Source organism: Phycisphaerae bacterium (assembly GCA_017999985.1).
Lineage (GTDB): Bacteria > Planctomycetota > Phycisphaerae > UBA1845 > Fen-1342 > JAGNKU01.
Genome location: JAGNKU010000001.1, coordinates 392,337 through 410,758, shown reverse-complemented (window position 1 = coordinate 410,758; position 18,422 = coordinate 392,337). Strand labels below are relative to the sequence as shown.

Here is an 18,422-nt window from a genome sequence, read left to right as displayed (position 1 = left end):
CACGCTTCGCTTCGTCCGCTGACTGACGGGGCGGAGCGTGTTTTCTAGATTAGGGCGGCGGTTACGAAGCGCCGCCCCGGCCAGTGGGCCGCTCGGACTTCGAAACCTGGGCGCGAGCCTCCGGGATGGCTTTGCGCCCACATTGACAACCTCGGCTTTGGAGGAACCCCGCATGTCCCGCACAGCACGCACAGCTTCCATTTTGGCCTTGGCGGTCGCGCTCTGCCCGCTCGCCGCCCTGGCCCAGTACCCCTCGGAGGAGGTGGGCTTCAACGGCCCGCCCATCAACGATCCGGCCACGTCGCAGGAGATGTTCAAGCTGCCCGAATGGTCGGGTACCACGACGAACTACGTGGTCCATAACGAGACCGGCACCTATGCCAACAACGCCGCCTATCGCGCCGACGGCCTGCAGACCGAAGGCGACGCGGCGATGGACGTGTTCTTCAAGTGGGTCAACCCGGCCGACGTCAACGCCTGGGTCCGCCTCACCACCTTCAACGGCCCGAGCCTTCCCAACCCCGCGCTGCATACGCAGGGCAAGGTCCGCTTCTGGATCACCAACCAGAGCGAATACTTCCAGGGCCGCATTGGCATCTGCATCGGCATCCGCGAGACGGGCGTCGTCGTGCCGCAGATGGACAACGGTGGCACCGCCGGCGACATCGAGTGGGTGGGCGTCAGCACGACACCCAACGGCATCGTGGCCGGCGCCGACCACATCGTCAACACCACCGCCGCCGGCGACGACGTGCAGGTCTACCCTGTCGGCTTCGACCTCAACGCCGACCCCAACAATCCCCTGCCCACCGGCACGGCCGTGATCACCCCCGGACCCAACGGTGTGATGAACACCACGCCGGCCGGCGATGATCAGCTCCGCCGCGGCTACGACATCGACACGTACGGCGCGCGCCGACCGATCCCGGCGTTCTACCTGGACGTGCTGCCGTTCGCGTCGCAGATTGAGTTCAACCTGCTCACCGGCACGGTGTCGGTGGATGGCGTTCCGCAGGGCGGCGGCATCGCCGGCTTCACCGGCAACGGCATCTTGGACGCGCCCAACAACCGCGGCGCCCTTGAGCACATCGCCTTCATCAACGATCCGACCGACGGCGCGACGCTGATCGAGGTCGCGATCGACCAGTTGCAGTTCGAGGCCCCGGTGCCGGACCCTGTGCTGCCGCCGACCGTCAAGGCCCCGATTATCAAGGATGACACCACGGTAACGGTCACCGACCTGATGCTCTCGGTGAACCAGATCCAATTGCTCCGCGATCACTCCGTGATCCTGACGCAGAATGTGGCGAGCAACGATGACTACACGTTCACGCTGCCACAGCCCGCGCAGACCGGCGAGGTCTATACGGCCAAGCAGCGCGACGGCATCACCGGCCTCTACAGTGACGAGTCGCTGCCGGTTACCGTTCTGCCGGCCCCGTCGCCGTACTCGTTCTCGGTCGTGATCGACGAGGACGGCAACAACTGCTCGGCGGGCCCCTGGGAATTCGTCCCGGTCACCTCCGTCGGGTCGAACGCGTCCGGCCCGGCCCCGCACGGCGCCGACCTGTTCAACAACGACGGCCTCTGGCAGACCATCGACGTCCCACTCACCGACGATGCCTTGGTTCTGCCCTGGGGCGGCTACGGCAACGGCTCGCTCGACGACTCGACCACCGGCATCTACAGCATCGACAGCATGTGGTTCACGATCGCCGACGGCGCGACGTCGGCCGGCCCGCACGAGATCTTTATCGATGCCGTGGAGGTGCTCGACGAATTCGGCGGCCTGATCCAGACGCTGCACACGATGGAAACCGGCGTCAACTACCTGCAGTACCAGCGCGGCCAGAGCTCGACGGCCCCGACCAGCTCGGTGCTGTCGACGCTGGCGAGCTACGACGGCGTGACGAGCCACCGGCTGGTCTGGACGTACCCCACGACCAACGCCAACGAAGCCCTGGGCATGTATCACAACATCGGGTACCAGTGCAACACTTCGCCGACTTTCACGCACACCGCGGCGACCATCCGCTTCCACATGTTGAGTCGCGGCCCGCGCACGGCGCCCGACATCGCCCTGCCCACCGTGACCAGCCCGATCATCGTGGGGACGCAGAATACGGTCCGGATCACTAACGACGCGAGTGCCACGGCCGTCCAGTTGTACATCGATGGGCTGCCGGTGGGCGCGCCGGTCAATCCTGCCGGCGGGACTTTCGTCGATTTCGCCGGACTGTCGTTGACGCCGGGGCAATCGATCTCCGCCACGCAGACCCTCCCGGCCGGGACCAGTGACCTGGCCTATCCGCGTGGAGTGTGTGCGGAGCCGCTGCCGCCCAAGGTGCAGGCGCCCCTCCTGCCGGGCGCCACGACCGTGGTGCTCACGAACGTGCTGACCGCACCCTATGCCACGGCTTCGTCAGTGACCGTCTATGTCAATGGCGCGCAAGCCGGCACGGCGGTGGGCGGGACCGCGACGGTGAACGTCACGGTGGCCGCGTTGCAGCCGTTCCAGGTAGTGACGGCCACGCAGACCGTCAACGGCGAGACCAGCGCTTTGTCGGCGCCGGTCACGGTGCTGGTACCGGCCCCGACCATCTACAAGGCGCCCGCGCAGGGTGACACGAGCGTGCGCGTCATGAATATTGCGACGAACGCGTCGCAGGTGTCGGTCGTGGTCAACAACACGACCACCTTCACCGCCCCGCACGCCGTGGGTCAGAAATACGTCGATGTCCCGGTCAGCGGCCTGGTGATGGGCGACACGCTCGTGGCCAAGCAATTGGTCGGTGGCGTGGACAGCGTCCCGACGGTCGCGGAAACGGTCACCACGGCCGCGGTGACGACCATCTTCGCGGATAACTTCGAGTACAGCGACGCGGTTTACCTGACGACCTGGGCAGACTCCATGGCGCCGCGTCCCGGCCTGTCGACCGCCCAGAACGCGACACCCGCCGGTGCCAAGTCGGTGTATGTCCAGCCCGGTACGGCCGGCAGCACGGGCAGCGGCCGCGTGCAGCACGCGCTCGCGAACCTGATTCCGACCGCGACCAACCCGGTCGTCTGGAACGTGAACATTTACGACGATTACGGTCAGGGCGGCGCACACGTCCAGTTTGCGCAGCTCAACGGACAGGTGGCTGACTTCTACTACCAGCACGTGGGCATGCTGTCCTGGTCACCACAGAACACCAACTACTACCAGTACCGGGCCAACAGCAACGGCGGTCCGAACTGGGTCGACCTGACAGACTTCGATGCGCCGCTGCGCAGCGTCGGCTGGCACAACTTCACGGTGGTGCACAAGGGACTCCTCATCGACGTGTACGTCGACGGGCTGCTCTCGAAGAAGAACATCACGCTGACGGCGGAAACGACGTACGACATGGCCCGGATCGGCCCCGGTTACACGTCTACGGCCGGTGCGTACTATGACGACTACCGGGTCGAAACCGGTCCGGTGCGGTTCGGCCTCGTGCCGCCGAAGGTCGTTGCCCCGCTCGTCGAAGGCGACACGACCGTGGACGTCTTCGGCGTGTCGGCAGACGCCAACCGCGTGACCGTCTTCGCCAACGGTGTCGAGATCGGGTACGTCACGCTGACGCCGCCCAACGCGACCGACACGGCCACCGTGCCGGTGACCGCCCTCGTGGCCGGCAATCAGATCACGCTTACGCAGACCTCCGTGGTCGGCCAGAGCGCGAAGTCCGTCCCGGTCGAGGTCGGCAAGGGCAACGGCGACCTGCTCGTGTGCATCGGCATCCGCGAAACCAACGACACCGGTGCCCTCGGGACGACCGGCGGCACCACCGGCCAGATCGAGTGGATCGGCGCGACCGGCGTGTCCGGCACGGCCCCACTCGGCCAGGCCCTGCTCGTCGCGGATAGCTGGCAGACATTTGTCTTCGACCCGCTCGTCGGCCCGCTGTATGCCTTCCCGGGCAGCGGCGACGGCGCGATCACCGCGACCCGCGGCGTGCTCGAGCACCTCGCGGTCACGGTGAAGTCCGACTCCGCCAACCGCAGCTCCGGCCCGTACGCGCTCTACGTCGACAACGTCGTCAACGTGGGCGCCGGTCCGGGTGGCGCGGACTTCGTGATCACCGACTTCGAAGCGTTCACGCCGGGTGTGGAAGCGCTCTTCCAGGAGCCGACCTACTCCGGCACGACGGTGAACAACATCCTGACGCCGCCGAACACGAGCGAAGTCTCCAGCGCGGAAGCCCAGGCCGGGGCCAACTCGGCGCTGCTGGAGTGGTTCTTCCGCGATACCACCGCCACCCGCTGGCTGCGGCTCACTACGTCGGGCGCGGCCAACGTGTCGCGGCCGATCATCGATCTCACCAAGCCCATCCGCGTGCACCTGCTGCTCTCGACCGGGACGGCGCCGCAGTCCTGCCCGGGCGACCTCAACTGCGACGGCCAGGTGAGCTTCGGAGACATCAACCCGTTCGTGCTCTACCTGTCAAACTATGCGGTCTGGCAGACCACGTACGCGGGCTGCAACCCGGAGAACGGTGACATTAACGGCGACGGCAACTATCCGGCGTTCAGTGACATCAACGCGTTCGTCACGTTGCTGAGCACCAGCTCGCTGCCGATCATCTGCCCGTAAGTGCGGGCCCAATGGCGGCGTGCGTAACGCCGAGGAATTGATTCCGGCAGGCCGGTGGACCACTCCACCGGCCTGCCGCTTTTGGGTGCCCCGTCGGGCTGCATTTGCGGGCGCTTGCCGATAAGCTGCCGCCACGCCACCCCGCCCGCCCGGCGGACCGGGGCGCATGGGAGATCCGCCGCCGATGGTCTTTCCGCTGCGAGAACCCCTCTTCGTCCAGCCCGCAGCGCTGCTCGCGTTCCTGGCGGTACTCGTGCTGGCGATCTTTGCCCTCGCCCGCTGGCGCCCGCTGACCCCGTTCTTCAAGTACTTCCCGCCGCTCATCTGGACTTATTTCGTCCCGATGCTCTGCTCCACGCTCGGCATCATCCCCAGCGATTCCGCGCTCTACCACGGTTTCATGACCGACATCCTCCTGCCGCTGATCCTGGTCCTGCTCATCGTGCCCTCGGATACCGCCGCCATCGCCCAGCTCGGCCCGCGCGCGCTGGCCATGATGCTGATCGGAACCTGCGGCATCGTCGTCGGGGCCGGCCTGAGCTTCGGACTGCTGCACACGCTGCTGCCGGCCGAAACCTGGCGCGGCGTCGCGGCCATGTCCGGCTCCTGGATCGGCGGCAGCCCCAACCTGACCGCTGTCGCCGGAAGCCTCGACGCGGACCGCACGCTCATCGGCAAGCTGATCGTCGTCGACACGGTCTGCGCGTACAGTTGGCTCGGCGTGCTGGTCGCGCTCAGCAACTTCCAGGCGCAGATCGACCGCTTCACCGGCGCCGACAGCCGCGGCATCCATGCCCTGGCCGCGCGCCTGAAGCAGCAGCAGGCCGCGCGGGCCCGCCCGCTCGAGATGTTTGACCTGGCCATCATGATCGCCCTGGGCCTCGCCATCAGCCAGGCGTCGCTCTGGGTCGGCGATCACATCAACGCCTGGGTCGTGCACCGCGAGGCGCTTGGCGGCCTCTGGGCGCGGATCCACCTCAGCCAGGTGCTCACCGGATTCGGCTGGGGCATCCTGCTCATTACCGCCATCAGCGTGCTGTTGTCGTTCACGCGCGTCCGCGACATCGACGCGGCCGGCGCCACGCCCATCGGCTACTTCGGCCTGTACCTGCTGCTCACCACGTTCGGCGCCCGCGCCGATCTGCGCAACATCCACGCCGAAGACGCATGGCTGTTTGTGCTCGGCGTACTCTGGATCGCCACACACGCGGTGATCCTCCTCGCCGGCCTGCGCCTGCTCCGCGCGCCGCTGTTCCTGGCCGCGACGGCCTCGATGGCCAACATCGGCGGGACGGCGTCGGCCCCGGTCGTGGCGGCGGCCTACCATCCCAGCCTCGCGCCGGTGGGCCTGCTGATGGCGATCCTGGGCAGCCTGCTCGGGACCCCCGTCGCGCTGCTGATCGTCGGGAAGATCTGCGCGGCCATCGCCGGCGCTTAACGCGGTGCCGGCAACTGCATCTGCCCGGTCAGCGCGGCCACGTTCGGCAGCTTGCGCGCGCGCACATACTCAGCCAGACCGGCGGCGATCTTCGTCGGCAGCCCCGGATCGACGAACAGCGCCGTGCCCACCGCGACCGCCGACGCCCCCGCCAGAAAGAACTCGATCGCATCCGTCGTGGACTGGATGCCGCCCATGCCGATGAGCGGCACGCCGGCCGCCCGCGCGACTTCGCGATACACGCGGTGAATGTTGTACAGCGCCAGCGGCTTGATCGCCGGCCCGCTGAGTCCGCCCGTGACGTTGCCCAGCCGCGGCTGCCACGTCCGCGGGTCGATGCTCAGGCCGACATACGTGTTGATCAAGCTCAGCACCTGCGCCCCCCCGTCGATCGCCGCCCGCGCACACTCCGCGATGTTCGTCACGTTCGGCGAGAGCTTCACGATCAGGCGCGCCCGTGTCAGCACCGCGCGCACCGCCGCCGTCACTGCGCGCAGCCGCGGCGGATCCGTGCCGAACGTCAGCCCGTCCGCGACGTTCGGGCACGAGACGTTCAGCTCGATCCCGGCAATGCACTCGTGTGCGTCCAGCGCCGCGGCCACCTTCACGTAATCGTCGATGCTGTGCCCGGCGACGTTGACCAGCACCGTCGTCGGCATCATGCGCAGGAACGGAATCTTCTCCACGATGAAGCGCTGCAGGCCGACATTGGCGAGCCCGATCGCGTTCAGCAGTCCGGCCTGCACCTCGACCACGCGCTGTGGCTCGTTGCCCGGCCGCTCGTGCAGCGTGACGCTCTTGGTCGTGAAGCCGCCGAGCCGCCGATAATCCAGCAACTCCGCGTATTCCGGCCCGTAACCGCAGGTCCCCGACGCCGTCAGAAGCGGGTTGCGCAGGTTCAGCCCGGCCAGGTTCGTCGCCAGGCACGGGTCGGTCGCCATATCGGGCGTGGTGGCCATGCCAGCAGCATCGCGCCGGCCTGTGGCACTGTCAATCGCGGCAATGCCCGGCCCAATAACGGGCCGGTGACAACGGACCGATGAAATCAGGGATGGCGCAGCGCTTCAGCCGCCGCGCCTGGCATCGCTGCAACAGGACCGGCACATGAGCCAGATGGACACCCTCTACGCATGGCTGGCCGCGGACCCCCGGCCCGAGGCCGACGAGACGCTGGTCGCCGCCCTGGAACGGGCCGAACCCGCCTACGCGAGCCGCATCATTGCCACGCTTCTGGCCCGCGCGACCGAGACGGCCTGGATCGGCCTCGTTTTCCACTATGACCGCCTCGATCACGCGACTCGCCGTCAACTGCGCACGCGGCCGCCGCTGCTGCGCACCGGAATCGCTGGCGCGCTCCAGAGCCGCGCGCCGCGCGCCCGCTTGAATGCGCTGACGCTGCTGACCGAGCAGCCCTCGACGCCGCTGTTGTTCATGGTGGCCGATGCACTGCGCGACCCGGTCGCCGAGGTCCGTGCCGCGGCGGCCCGTGTATTGTGCCTGGCGGCGGAGCGCGTGCTCGGCCACGCGGAGGGCGCGCAACGGACCGATGTCCTGGCGCCGCAGGCCGCGGCAGACCGCACCGCGCTGGTGTCCGCGCTCCGCGAGGGCCTGCGCACGTTCGACCTGCACGCGCAGATGGACGTGCTCAAAGTGTGCCTCTGGCTGGCGCGCGACATCGGCCCAGCGTTGTGGACCTTCCTCGCTCCGACGAATAATCGCTGGAACCCCGTGGTCGCCCGCCGACTGCAAACCTGGAACGGGCCGCGCCTGGCGGGCTTCCTGCTGCTGGCACTGGCCCAGCCCGGCTGGCGGCAGACCGCGTTGGAGTTGCTCCGCACATGGCGGACGCGCGCCGATCTGCTGGCGCTGCTCCAGCACACGGACCTGCTCGCCGATGCCGCGGTGCGCCAGGCGCTGCGCCTGATTGAACGGCCGGCGTGGTTCGTCGCGGCCGGGCCGAATCTCGGGGACCTGCCGCCCCAGGCCCGCGTGAAGGTCCCGCAGTGGATCGCCCATCTCGGCTTTACGCCGGCAGAGTGCGTGCGCTGGCTCCGGCGGTGGCAGCAGTCGCCGTTGCCGGACGTGCGCCGCGCGGCGGAGCAGGCGCTGGCAGGGCTGGGGTCGCCGGTGCGTGGGCGGCGCGCGGCGGTGGAGGTGACCTGATGGTCACGCCGGCGTTGATGTCCGGGCTGCTCGCATCGACTTACCTGGCTGACCGGCTGCGCGGAATTCGGCAGGGGTTCCTCGACGAGTGCGCGGAGACGCACGGAACCGCGGTGGTGATCGGCATCGCGGCTTTGTGCGCGGCGCTGCTGGTCGCGCGGCGAATCGAGCGACACAAGCGTGGCGAGGTGCCGCCGCCGGACTATGTCGGCGAGATCGCGCGGGTGCTGGGGCTGAGCGTGGCGGAACTGGCGGACGTGCGGGCAATCGCGGCGCAGGCGGGCTTGTCGCAGGCGGCGGTCGTGCTGCTGTCGCCGGCGAATCTGGCGTATGCGATCCAGGCGGCGGCCGTCGATCGTGACGCTGGGCGTCGCGCGCGGCTGGACGCCTTGTCGGTGCGGCTGTTTGGGACACACCTGCCGTAGGGAGGCGAGGGAACAGGGAACGGGGAACAGGGAACGGGGAACAGGCAGCAGGGAACAAATGGCCATGAGGGTAGGATTCCTGCGCGGCAGCGCGCGGCGAATAGCCCGCGCAGCGGGCGGTTGTGAGTAGCCTCGGGCGCGAGCCCGTGGAAAGAGGCACGCCCGACCATTTCATTCCCCCTCCAGGGAGTCCCCGCCGGGGACGATTGAAGCGTCAATCCAACAAATAGGCCGGATCATAATACACGCCATTACGATCGGGGAACATGCGCAGCTCCTGCTTCAACGAGATGCGCCGGCGATGCTCGACCTGGCCGGCCCTGCAGCCTCGGACGCCGTCGAGCGCATTGTGGTCGGGCGGGGTTCACGCGAGAATGGCGACGCGTATTCGCGCGAGCCGAGCTGCGTTCCAAGCTGCGGCACCGAGGGAGTTGCGCGGTCGGAACTCCCGGGCGTGGCGTGGCGGTAGCGCCGGCGGGCCGGTGATTGCGGGTTGCCACTGCGGTGGTCGACGCCCACTGCCATCGCGGCACAGCGCCCAGGCAGCTCAGACCAGGAGGCGGCGATGACCGCGATCGCACGGGAAGTACTGCTGATCGCCTTGGGGTTGGCGCTGATCGTCCCGCACTGGGCGCTGTGGAACGCTTGCTTCAACGAATTGTTTGGCTTTCGCGTGGGCTTCAGCAGATATTCGTACGGGGTGCTCGGGGCTGCGCTGATGTTCCTGTGCCTCGGCGCGGCCGCCGTCGGTGGGGCGATCATCATGTGGCGCGCGGCACCGCTGGCGGACGTGGCGTGCCCGGTGCTCCTGCTCGGAAGTGACAACCGGATGGGGGCCTCACTAGTCTTCGGATTCCTGGTGGGCATACTGATACCGAATGTGTTGTACTATCCGAAGCGGCGTCAGTTTCTACGCTGGATGGAAATCGCGTCGCCGCACTGCGAACAGTGTGGGTATGCGCTGCGCGGCTTGCGGGTGGTCATGGGCCGGGTCCGCTGTCCGGAATGCGGGCACACAGCCGATGCTCGCAGCATTGTCGAGCAGTATCGGCACGCGAAGCGCGTTCAGGAAGCGTCCAGCGGCGGGGAGCCGAAGCCGGGCGACAAGTAGCCCGCGCAGCGGGCGGTTGTGAGTAGCCTCGGGCACGAGCCCGTGGAGTGGATCGTGCCCCCTTCCCACGATATCCTCCCCATCCATTGAGCCCCCGCAGGGGGCGATTGAGGGGTACCAGATGGGGCACACCTACACAAATCTCCTCGTCCACGTCGTCTTCAGCACAAAGGCCCGCGCCCGCCTGATCAACGCCGAACTCCAACGGCGCCTCTACGAATACATGGCCGGCGTGGCCAGGCACGAATTCGGCCGAGCCCTGGAGATCGGCGGGACCGAAGATCACGTGCACGCTCTGCTGTCGCTCCGCGGCAACGTCGCGCCGGCCGATGCGCTGCGGAAATGGAAGAGCCTGTCCAGCGGCTGGGTGCATCAGACGTTTGCGACGCGGCATGCGTTCGCGTGGCAGGCGGGCTATGCGGCATTCAGCGTGAGTCAATCCGCCGTCAACGCCGTTCGGGAGTACATCGCGGGGCAGGCGGAGCATCATCGACGAGTGTCCTTTGACGAGGAGTTGCGGGCGTTTCTGGACCGCAATGGTGTACCATACGATCGGGCTCATTTGTTGGATTGACGCCACAATCGTCCCCTGCGGGGACTCCCAGGAGGGAGAGCAAACGGTCGGGCGTGCCCTTTCCACGGGCTTGCGCCCGAGGCTACTCCCAGACGCCCGCTGCGCGGGCTGGGAGAAAGAGACGACCATCGTAATGCTCGGCATGCGCCCCCATCCCACGGGCTGGCGCCCGTTCCACGGGTTGGCGCCCGAGGCTACTCACAATCGCCCGCTGCGCGGGCTGGGCTGGTCCCTGCTGGCGCCAGGGGCTCGGGTCGAGTAGCCGCCGGATTGCCGGGCGCGCGTGGAACAGCGGTCAGTTCTGCTCCGGACGGCTGTTGACGTGATTGACCCAGAAGCCCTGCATGTGGGCGCACACGTCCGGGCCGAAGAATTCATCCGTGATCTTCTGCACGTGCTTGCCGTCGTCCTGCGCCAGCGCCCGGATGTAGTCCTGCAAGCGCGGGCGGGCCGTGGCATCCGCCAGCAGCAGGTGAATTAGCGTATACGCCTCCGCATAAAACGCGCTCTTGCGCCGCACGTTCTCGAACCCGCGCACCTTGATCGGCGTGTCGTCGTAGAATTCCGCCCGGCTCGCCGCAACCACCTCGCTCAGCGGAATCGCCTGCTCCTTCTCGATCAGTTTGCGCACCAGCTTCCAGCGGTCCGCATCGGGCCGGAACACCAGCCGGCCACGCTCCACCCGCATGTCGCCGTAATAAGTCGCCAAACCCTCGTTCAGCCACATCGGCGGGTTCTTCACGTAGCGGTGCATGAACTGGTGGAACGCCTCGTGAAAGAGCGTCTGCATCGTGTCGTCCGGGTTGCCGCGATCGAGAATCAGCAGCGCGTCGGCGCCGGGCAGAAACATGCCGCCGGTGAACGCCGTGCCGCCGCCGAGGTGCGCCCGCCCGAACTCCTGGTAGTCGCTCTCCGTGGCAAACACCAGCACGCGGAACCGGCCGTCCCCCGCGTTGGGATCGGCCGCCGGCTGGGTGGTGGCCGCCTCCGACGGCGCGCTCGGCTGGTCGCGGCCGGCGCGTTTGGCCTTCCCGGCCGCCTTGGTCTTGGCCACCTTGGCCTTGGCCGGCCGGCCGGGCTGCGCCTTGTTGGCGCCGGCGTCCTCCTGGAGCAGACTGGCGAACCCGACGGCGTATTCGCGGTGGATGAACTCGAGCAAATCGCCATACGCACGGAGCGTGCGGTCGCTGACGGTGCCGGCGAGCGCATAGTGCTCTGTGGCCAGGCGGATGTTGAGCGTGTCGAGCTTCTTCGACAGGTCCTGGGCGCGGGCCGCGTCGGCGAGACCGCACGCCAGGACCGTTGCGAGCGCTATACGGCAGATCAGCGAACGGGCGCGAGACGACATCGAGTGCATCTTCAGCCAACCCAGATCACCGGCGCGACGCCAATACCACATTGGAGGGCGATGCCACCCTACTTCTGACAACTGACCACTTCCTCACAGCCGCTCGGCGATGGCCTTGCCCTGCATGAACAGCAGCAGGTAGTCGCGGCCGCCGGCCTTGCTGTCCGTGCCGGACATGTTGAAGCCGCCGAACGGCTGCACGTCCACGAGCGCACCAGTGCACTTGCGGTTGAAATACAGGTTGCCGACATGGAACTCGTGCCGCGCCCGCTCCAGGCGGAAACGGTCATTCGAGTACAGCGCGCCGGTCAGGCCGTACTGCGTGCCGTTGGCGATGTCGAGCGCATCGTCAAAGTCCTTGGCCTTGATGACCGCGAGCACCGGGCCGAAGACCTCTTCCTGCGCCAGGCGCGCATTGCGGTCGACGTCGGCGATGATCGTCGGCGGGACGAAGTAGCCGCCCGCCGGCACCTTCGTGTCCGCGAGGACCGCGCGGCCTTCCTTCTTGCCCAGCGCGATGTACTCGTTGATCTTGCGGTGCGAGGCCTCGTCGATCACGGCGCCCATGTAGTAGTTCTCGGCGCTGGTCGTGTCGCCGACCGTGAGCTTCCTGGCGCGGTCCACGACGCGCTGCACGACGGCGTCGTAGATGTCGCGATGCAAAATCGCCCGTGAGCACGCCGAGCACTTCTGCCCCTGGAACCCGAACGCGGCGGTGACGATACCCTCGGCGGCCGCGTCGATGTCGGCGGTCTCATCGACCACGATGCAGTCCTTGCCGCCCATCTCGAGGATGGAGCGTTTGAGCCAGATCTGGCCCGGCGCGACCTTCCCGCACTTCTGGAAGATGCCCAGGCCGACGTCCATCGAGCCGGTGAACGACACGAAACGCGTCTTCGGATGCTCGACGAGGTAGTCGCCGATCTCGGCGCCCGAGCCGGGGCAGTAGTTCACAACGCCCGGCGGCAGGCCCGCCTCGATCAGGATCTCGACCATCTTCGCGGCGATGACCGGCGACGTGCTGGCCGGCTTGAGCACGACCGTGTTGCCGGTCACGAGCGCGGCGCTGGTCATCCCGGTGCAGATCGCCAGCGGGAAGTTCCACGGCGGGATGACGACGCCGACGCCGAGCGGCATGTAGCGCAGCTCGTTGTCCTCGCCGGCAAACGGTGTGACGGGCTGCGGGCCGCCGAGGCGGATCATCTCGCGGCCGTAGAAGTCGAGGAAGTCGATGGCTTCACACGCGTCCGCGTAGGCCTCGATCCAGCTCTTGGATTCCTCGAAGCACATCCAGGCGGACAGCTCGTAGATGCGGCGGCGCATGATGGCGGCGGCCTTGAAGAGGATGCGGGCGCGGGTCTCGGGCTCGACACGGCTCCAGGTCTTGAACGTGGTGAGCGCGGCCTGCATGGCGAGCTCGGCCTGCTCACGTGAGGCTTTGCTGACGAAGCCGACGACGGTTTCCGAGTGGGCCGGCATGACCGACTTGATCTTCTGGCTGGTGTCGCACGTCTGGCCGCCGATGCGGAGCGGGTACATGTGGCCAAGCTGGCCGCGGACCTCCTGGAGGGCGGCGAGCATCTTTTCGCGCGGGGCGGCCTCGGCGAAATTGACGTACGGTTCGGGGCGGTAGGGGGTCAGCATGATGTCGTACTCCGTAGTCGATCCAGGGGCTCGTTGCGAAACTGGATTATAATGCAGGCCGACGGCGGCGTCTTGTGTGCGGACGCCGGGGCGAGGCGGCGCTTCGGGAGGTGTGGCGTGGTTGAGGAGCGGCGCGACGAGGCTTTGGATGCTGAGACTGCTCAGCCCCCGGTGATGCAGCGCGCGGGCGCGTCCCAGCGCGAGCGATGTTGGCCGAGGCGGCTACTGGGCTTCCTTTGCGGTGTTGCGCTCGTATACGTCTTCAGCCGCGTGATCCTGCCCAACGATCCGCAATCGGGCATTGCGCTTATGTTCTATTCACCGTTGTGCGTATTGCCCGCGGCGTTCTTCTTCGCCCGTTACGAAAACAGCTGGAGAGGTGTAGCGCTCTGCGCTGCCACCACCGCCTTGGGAGTCATCGTCGGCCTGGCGTCACACATGGAGTGGGGAGCGTTTGTCAGCCCCGACGAACGTCCAATTACGGTCGTGCTTCTGACTGTGGAGTATGTCGCCGCCTTCGTCCTTGCGTGCTTCGCGGCGCTGATGGGATATCTGTTGGGGTGCTTTGAACGCCGCCAACCGCGGCACCAGCCGTACTGTTGCCCCGCGTGCGGGCATTTCCTGCTTGGCGTCAAGGGGCCGACGTGCCCGAAGTGCCGGCGGCCGTTCACGATCGAGGAGCTGCGCGCGGCGGCCGGCGACGAATGACCCGCGACAGCTCGTGATTTGAATGTCGGACGCGCGTGTTCCGGCGGCGGTGTTCTCCGGCTACGATTCGGGCCCTATGAAACACTCCAGGTTTCCGTGGCAGGCGATCGTCGGCGGCGCGCTGCTGGCCGGCGCGGCGCTGTCGGTGGATGCGCTGCTGACTGACCGGGTCCTGCGCGCCCTCTGGCAGCCGGGCGTCGAGAACGTCGTCGGCGTGCTGCTGGGCGCCGGGCCGGTGATCGTGCTGCTGGCGATCCTGCTGTCGTTTCCGAATGGCGGGCGGCTGTGCATCGGGTTCCTGACGCCGATCCTGATCGGGACGGCACTGCTGCACTTGTCGAAGTGGGCGATCGGGCGAGCGCGGCCGCGGGCGGGACTGGGGGCGTTTCACTTCGAGCCGTTCAGCGCGAGCGGTGACTTCGACTCATTCCCCTCGGGACACGCCATGTCCGCCGCCACGCTCGCATTGCTGCTCGGCATCTACTTCCCGCGGACGCGCTGGGTGTTCTACGTCATCGCGCTGGCCGCCGGCCTGGAGCGCGTCGCGTCCCAGTGGCACTTTCTGTCGGATGTGATCGCCGGGTACACGCTGGCAGCGGCAGTCGTGTTCGCCTGCGTGTGGGGGCTGGGGCCGACGTTCTATCAACGCGGTTCGGCGCGGTTGGACTGAATCACCCACACGGTCTCCTCGCGGCCCTTCACGTAATTGAAGCCGACGATGCGGTGCCAGCCGGGGCGCTCGTCCGGCGTGAGGCCCGCGGCCCGCAACTCCGCGTCGCGGGCGATCACGACGACCGGGGCAGTGGATTCGCGCAACGTATCGGCGAGTTGTGTCGTTGAGATGACGCAGCCGGGGCGGCGCAGATAGAAGAACATGCTGGGCTCGTCATAGCCGCAGGCCGCGACAGTGGCGGCGGGGCCGCTCAGCGCGTTCGTCTGATCCGCGAGCGTCCGGCTGAGCCGGTACGGCTCGAAGCCCGGTAACACCCACAGCCCGAGCAGGATGTGAAATAGCGCGGTCCAGCCGACGGCGCAACGCCACGCGGACCAGAGCCGGCCGCGTTGCATCCGCCGCGCAACAACCACAAAACCCAGCAGCAAAGCCCCGCCGGCGACGCCTGTGGCCAGCGACCACGCGTATGCCCGTCCCAGGGTCGCCGCCGCGACGAGTGCGGCGCCCAGCAGCAGCGGGACGATCGCCCAGATCCAGAGGACGATGCGCTGCGCCGTCGTCGGGACGTGTGCGAGGCCGACGTCCCACATGCGGCCGAACATGATCGCGAGCGGCACGTAGCACGGCAGGATGTAGTGCGGCAGCTTGCTGTGAATCAGCTCCAGAAATATCCAGGGCAGCCCGAACCAGATCAGCAGCAGCCACGCGGCGCGGTCGCGGCGACGGGCCTGCCAGAGCTCGAACACGGCCCCGGGCACCAGCGCCGTCCACGGCAGCCAGCCGGCGACACTGAGGAGGAGGTAGTAGCCGGGTGGACCGCCCTGTCCATGCGGCGTACCGAGGATGCGCGACACGACCTCGTAGCCGAGGAATTGCTGGCCGAGCGTGCCGCCGGCGTGCAGCGCGGCATACAGATACCACGGGCCCGCGACGAGCAGGAACAGCGGGCTGAGCAGCCAGAGGCGGGCGCTGAAGATGCGCCGGCGTGCGCTGGGCTGCAACAACAAGCCGAGGGCGAACGCGCCGCCGAAGACGATGACGGCCGGACCCTTGGCGAGGACGGCGAGGCCGACACACAGCCAGAACGCCGCCGCACGCCCGGGCGTCGGGCGCTGCGTCGCGAACTGCCAGAGCAGGACCATCGCGGCCAGCATGCAGAGCAGGAGCACATTGTCGGTGAGGAGCATCTTGCCGATGACCAGTGGCAGGCCGGCCGTGATGAAGGAATAGCAGGCAATGAGCGCGACGCGCCGGTTGTACAGACCGCCGGCGAGTGTGCCGAGCAGGTGTACCACGCCGACCATGGCGAGGACGGAGATGAGCCGTGCGGCCCAGACGTGGAGGCCGAACACGGCGAATGACGCCGCCACGCACCAGTAAAGCAGCGGCGGCTTGGCGATCCAGGGCTGACCGAGATAGTGCGGGATCAGCCAGTCGCCGCCTTGCAGCATCTCGCGGCTGACCTGGGCGTACCAGCCTTCGTCGCGATCGGTCAGGCTGACGCCGAACGTGCCGGGGAGTAGGACCGCCAACGCGAAGAGCGTGAGCAACACGCGATCGCCGCGGGTGAATGACCCGGCGTCGGCTGCGGGCTGTCGCGTGCTGGACACGGCCACGCTCCCTTGTTTGGCGTATACTACGAGCGCACGTGGGAACAGGGAACAGGGAACAGGGAGGTGCGCGGCATGTGGGCTTTGCGGGGTTGGTTGAGCGGGTTGCGGCTTCTGGGGCTGGCGCTGGTCCTCGGGGCGGGCTGTCGGGCACCGACGCTGATCGTGGACGACGCTATCCGGGGGCCAAACGGCAAGACGCGGCTCGTGGCGGGCGTCGAGCGCGAGCCGGTGCTCGCGATGGGCAAGGATCTCGAGCACGTGCGGGTGCGCTTCTTCGTGAGTGAGCGCGAGGTCGGCGATACCAAGTCCGATGACGAGGGCGTGGCGGACATCGAGCGTGCGCTGGATGCCGAGGTGGGGCAGTTCGAGGCGCGGGCCGTCGTCGATGGGCGGGAGCTGCGCGCGGCGGGTCGCGTGTTTGCGTGGGACCGGCAGCGGGTGAGCATTGCGGTGGACATCGACCATACGATCGCGCAGACCGAGTATGAGGACCTGCTGGACAACGACCAGGAGGAGGGCAGCGATCCGCTGAAGCGCTCCGTGAGCACGCTCCGCCGGCTGGCGGCGGATTTTCAGATCCTGTATCTGACGGGGCGGCCGCGGTCACTGCTCGACAAGACCCGCGCGTGGCTGCGCGAGCGCGAGTTTCCCGCCGGCCCGGTGATTACCGCGGAAAGCGTGCGCCAGATGCTGCGGCCGGGGGCGTTCAAGCAGCAGAAGCTGCGCAGCCTGCGGAAGGCCTGGCCGCGGCTGCTGATCGGGATCGGCAACACGGTGTCGGACGCGGAGGCGTACGGCGCGAGTGAGATGCTCACGCTGATCTTGTCGAAAGAGCCGGGGCGGGATTTCGGGCGGCACGCGCTGGTGTTCAAGGATTGGAAGGCGCTGGGGCGCTTCTTTGAGGCAAACCGCGACGTGCTACTGGACGCCGAGCGCCTGAAGGACGCGATCGAGGGGAAGGTGATGCTGCTGCAGACGGTGCCGCGGTACGAAGAGCGCTGAACGTCGCGCGCCGCCGGGCCATGTTCCATGGTTTGCATCGCAGCGATCCAAACCAGCCACGGAGCCACGCAGCCACACAGGCGAGGCGACGCTGCAACGCAGTCAGAACCCCGTGCGCTGCCGTCGGCGTTCTGGCTCCATCGCACCCTTCGTGGCTGCGTGGCTGCGTGGCTTCCTCTGCGTGCCTCCGTGCCTCCGTACCTCTCCGCGACGCCTTGCATTCGCGATTCCGCCGGATAGTGTGATTCACGCTGGCGCACCGCGGCCAACGGGCGGCGGCGGGCGCGCGATGGGAGCAGGGCGATGGGCATACCGTATCCACCTGGCGAGGCGCTGACCTGTCAGCAGATTCGCGATCTGGACGTGCTGGCGATCGAGCACGCCGGCGTGCCGGGGCTGGTGCTGATGGAGAACGCCGGTCGCGCGGCGGCGGAGTTTGTCTATGGCGCGTTGGTGAATCCGCGCGCCGCGCGCGTCGCGATCCTCTGCGGGCCGGGGAACAACGGCGGCGACGGCTTCGTCATTGCACGCCACCTGAGCAACGCGGGCGTCGCGATCGACGTGGTGCTGGCGGCGCCGCCGGAGAAATCCACGGGTGATGCCGGCGTGAATTTGCGGATTCTGGAGCGCATGGGGCTCGAGCTGATCCGGGCATTCGAGGAACGTGGCCGCGACGCGGCGCAGAATGCCGTGGCGCGCGCGGACTTGATCGTCGATGCCTTGCTGGGGACGGGCTCGACGGGCGCGCCGCGCGCGGTGATGGCCACGCTGATCGAGTTGGCCAACGCGGCGCCGCACGCCCGGCGGATTGCTATCGACATTCCGTCCGGGCTGGATGCGGACCGTGGCGCTGTGCAAACGCCGTGCTTTCGCGCGGATGCGACAGTGACGATGGTTGCGCCGAAGGTAGGCTTCGAGACGCCCGCGGCACAGGCGGTGGTGGGGCGGGTGGTCGTGGTGGACATCGGGGCGCCGCGCGGGTTGATCCCGGGACGGCGGCCGGCGTAGAGGAGCGGGGCGGAGCCTGACCGGTGGGCGGTGCTCACGCGGCCGGCTTGGCTCTTTACCCTCCCCCGGCCCCTCCCTGGGAGGGAGGGGATTTGTG

Annotated in this window: 14 protein-coding genes; 10 read left to right on the top strand and 4 right to left on the bottom strand. The window is 67.9% G+C overall.

Translation table 11 applies throughout. The annotated features are described in order from the left end of the window. The first annotated feature begins 172 nt into the window (after nucleotides 1–172). The gene (locus tag KA383_01635) at nucleotides 173–4,618 is read left to right on the top strand and encodes a hypothetical protein (GenBank protein MBP7744802.1); all 4,446 of its coding nucleotides are present in this window, start codon (nucleotides 173–175) and stop codon (nucleotides 4,616–4,618) included. A gap of 166 nt (nucleotides 4,619–4,784) precedes the next feature. Then, entirely contained in the window at nucleotides 4,785–6,056 is a 1,272-nt protein-coding gene (locus KA383_01630; GenBank protein MBP7744801.1) for a DUF819 family protein, read from the top strand. Here the strand turns inward: KA383_01630 and KA383_01625 are convergent. Further along, nucleotides 6,053–7,015, bottom strand: a complete 963-nt coding sequence (locus KA383_01625) for a dihydroorotate dehydrogenase (GenBank protein MBP7744800.1) — start codon at nucleotides 7,013–7,015, stop codon at nucleotides 6,053–6,055. The genes KA383_01630 and KA383_01625 overlap by 4 nt on opposite strands. Nucleotides 7,016–7,160: 145 nt before the next feature. Here KA383_01625 and KA383_01620 point away from each other — a divergent pair, with 145 nt between their 5' ends. The 4 genes from KA383_01620 (at nucleotide 7,161) to tnpA (ending at nucleotide 10,329) form a co-directional block, all read left to right on the top strand. Next, complete coding sequence (locus tag KA383_01620) at nucleotides 7,161–8,219, top strand: hypothetical protein (protein ID MBP7744799.1); 1,059 nt, start codon at nucleotides 7,161–7,163, stop codon at nucleotides 8,217–8,219. Then, the gene (locus tag KA383_01615; GenBank protein ID MBP7744798.1) at nucleotides 8,219–8,644 is read left to right on the top strand and encodes a hypothetical protein; all 426 of its coding nucleotides are present in this window, start codon (nucleotides 8,219–8,221) and stop codon (nucleotides 8,642–8,644) included. The genes KA383_01620 and KA383_01615 overlap by 1 nt, the downstream gene beginning before the upstream one ends. 565 nt (nucleotides 8,645–9,209) lie before the next feature. Continuing rightward, entirely contained in the window at nucleotides 9,210–9,755 is a 546-nt protein-coding gene (locus KA383_01610) for a hypothetical protein (GenBank protein MBP7744797.1), read from the top strand. 121 nt (nucleotides 9,756–9,876) lie between these two features. Further along, complete coding sequence (gene tnpA, locus KA383_01605; protein ID MBP7744796.1) at nucleotides 9,877–10,329, top strand: IS200/IS605 family transposase; 453 nt, start codon at nucleotides 9,877–9,879, stop codon at nucleotides 10,327–10,329. Between the two features lie 295 nt (nucleotides 10,330–10,624). Here tnpA and KA383_01600 read toward each other — a convergent pair whose 3' ends face one another. Both KA383_01600 and pruA read right to left on the bottom strand, forming a co-directional pair. After that, nucleotides 10,625–11,677: a DUF1570 domain-containing protein gene (locus KA383_01600; protein ID MBP7744795.1), complete on the bottom strand. Its 1,053-nt coding sequence runs from the start codon at nucleotides 11,675–11,677 to the stop codon at nucleotides 10,625–10,627. Nucleotides 11,678–11,770: 93 nt separating this feature from the next. Then, nucleotides 11,771–13,321: an L-glutamate gamma-semialdehyde dehydrogenase gene (gene pruA, locus KA383_01595; protein MBP7744794.1), complete on the bottom strand. Its 1,551-nt coding sequence runs from the start codon at nucleotides 13,319–13,321 to the stop codon at nucleotides 11,771–11,773. A gap of 51 nt (nucleotides 13,322–13,372) precedes the next feature. Between pruA and KA383_01590 the strand changes: the two genes are divergently transcribed. Further along, complete coding sequence (locus KA383_01590; protein MBP7744793.1) at nucleotides 13,373–14,029, top strand: hypothetical protein; 657 nt, start codon at nucleotides 13,373–13,375, stop codon at nucleotides 14,027–14,029. A gap of 76 nt (nucleotides 14,030–14,105) precedes the next feature. Then, entirely contained in the window at nucleotides 14,106–14,699 is a 594-nt protein-coding gene (locus KA383_01585; GenBank protein ID MBP7744792.1) for a phosphatase PAP2 family protein, read from the top strand. Here KA383_01585 and KA383_01580 read toward each other — a convergent pair. Then, nucleotides 14,672–16,312: a glycosyltransferase family 39 protein gene (locus KA383_01580; GenBank protein MBP7744791.1), complete on the bottom strand. Its 1,641-nt coding sequence runs from the start codon at nucleotides 16,310–16,312 to the stop codon at nucleotides 14,672–14,674. The two genes, KA383_01585 and KA383_01580, sit on opposite strands and share 28 nt — an antisense overlap. A 75-nt stretch (nucleotides 16,313–16,387) precedes the next feature. Here KA383_01580 and KA383_01575 point away from each other — a divergent pair, with 75 nt between their 5' ends. Together KA383_01575 and KA383_01570 are read left to right on the top strand one after the other, a co-directional pair. Next, nucleotides 16,388–17,317, top strand: a complete 930-nt coding sequence (locus tag KA383_01575; GenBank protein MBP7744790.1) for a hypothetical protein — start codon at nucleotides 16,388–16,390, stop codon at nucleotides 17,315–17,317. 303 nt (nucleotides 17,318–17,620) lie between these two features. Further along, nucleotides 17,621–18,325, top strand: coding sequence for an NAD(P)H-hydrate epimerase (locus KA383_01570; GenBank protein MBP7744789.1), 705 nt, complete (start codon nucleotides 17,621–17,623; stop codon nucleotides 18,323–18,325). Nucleotides 18,326–18,422: the final 97 nt, after the last annotated feature.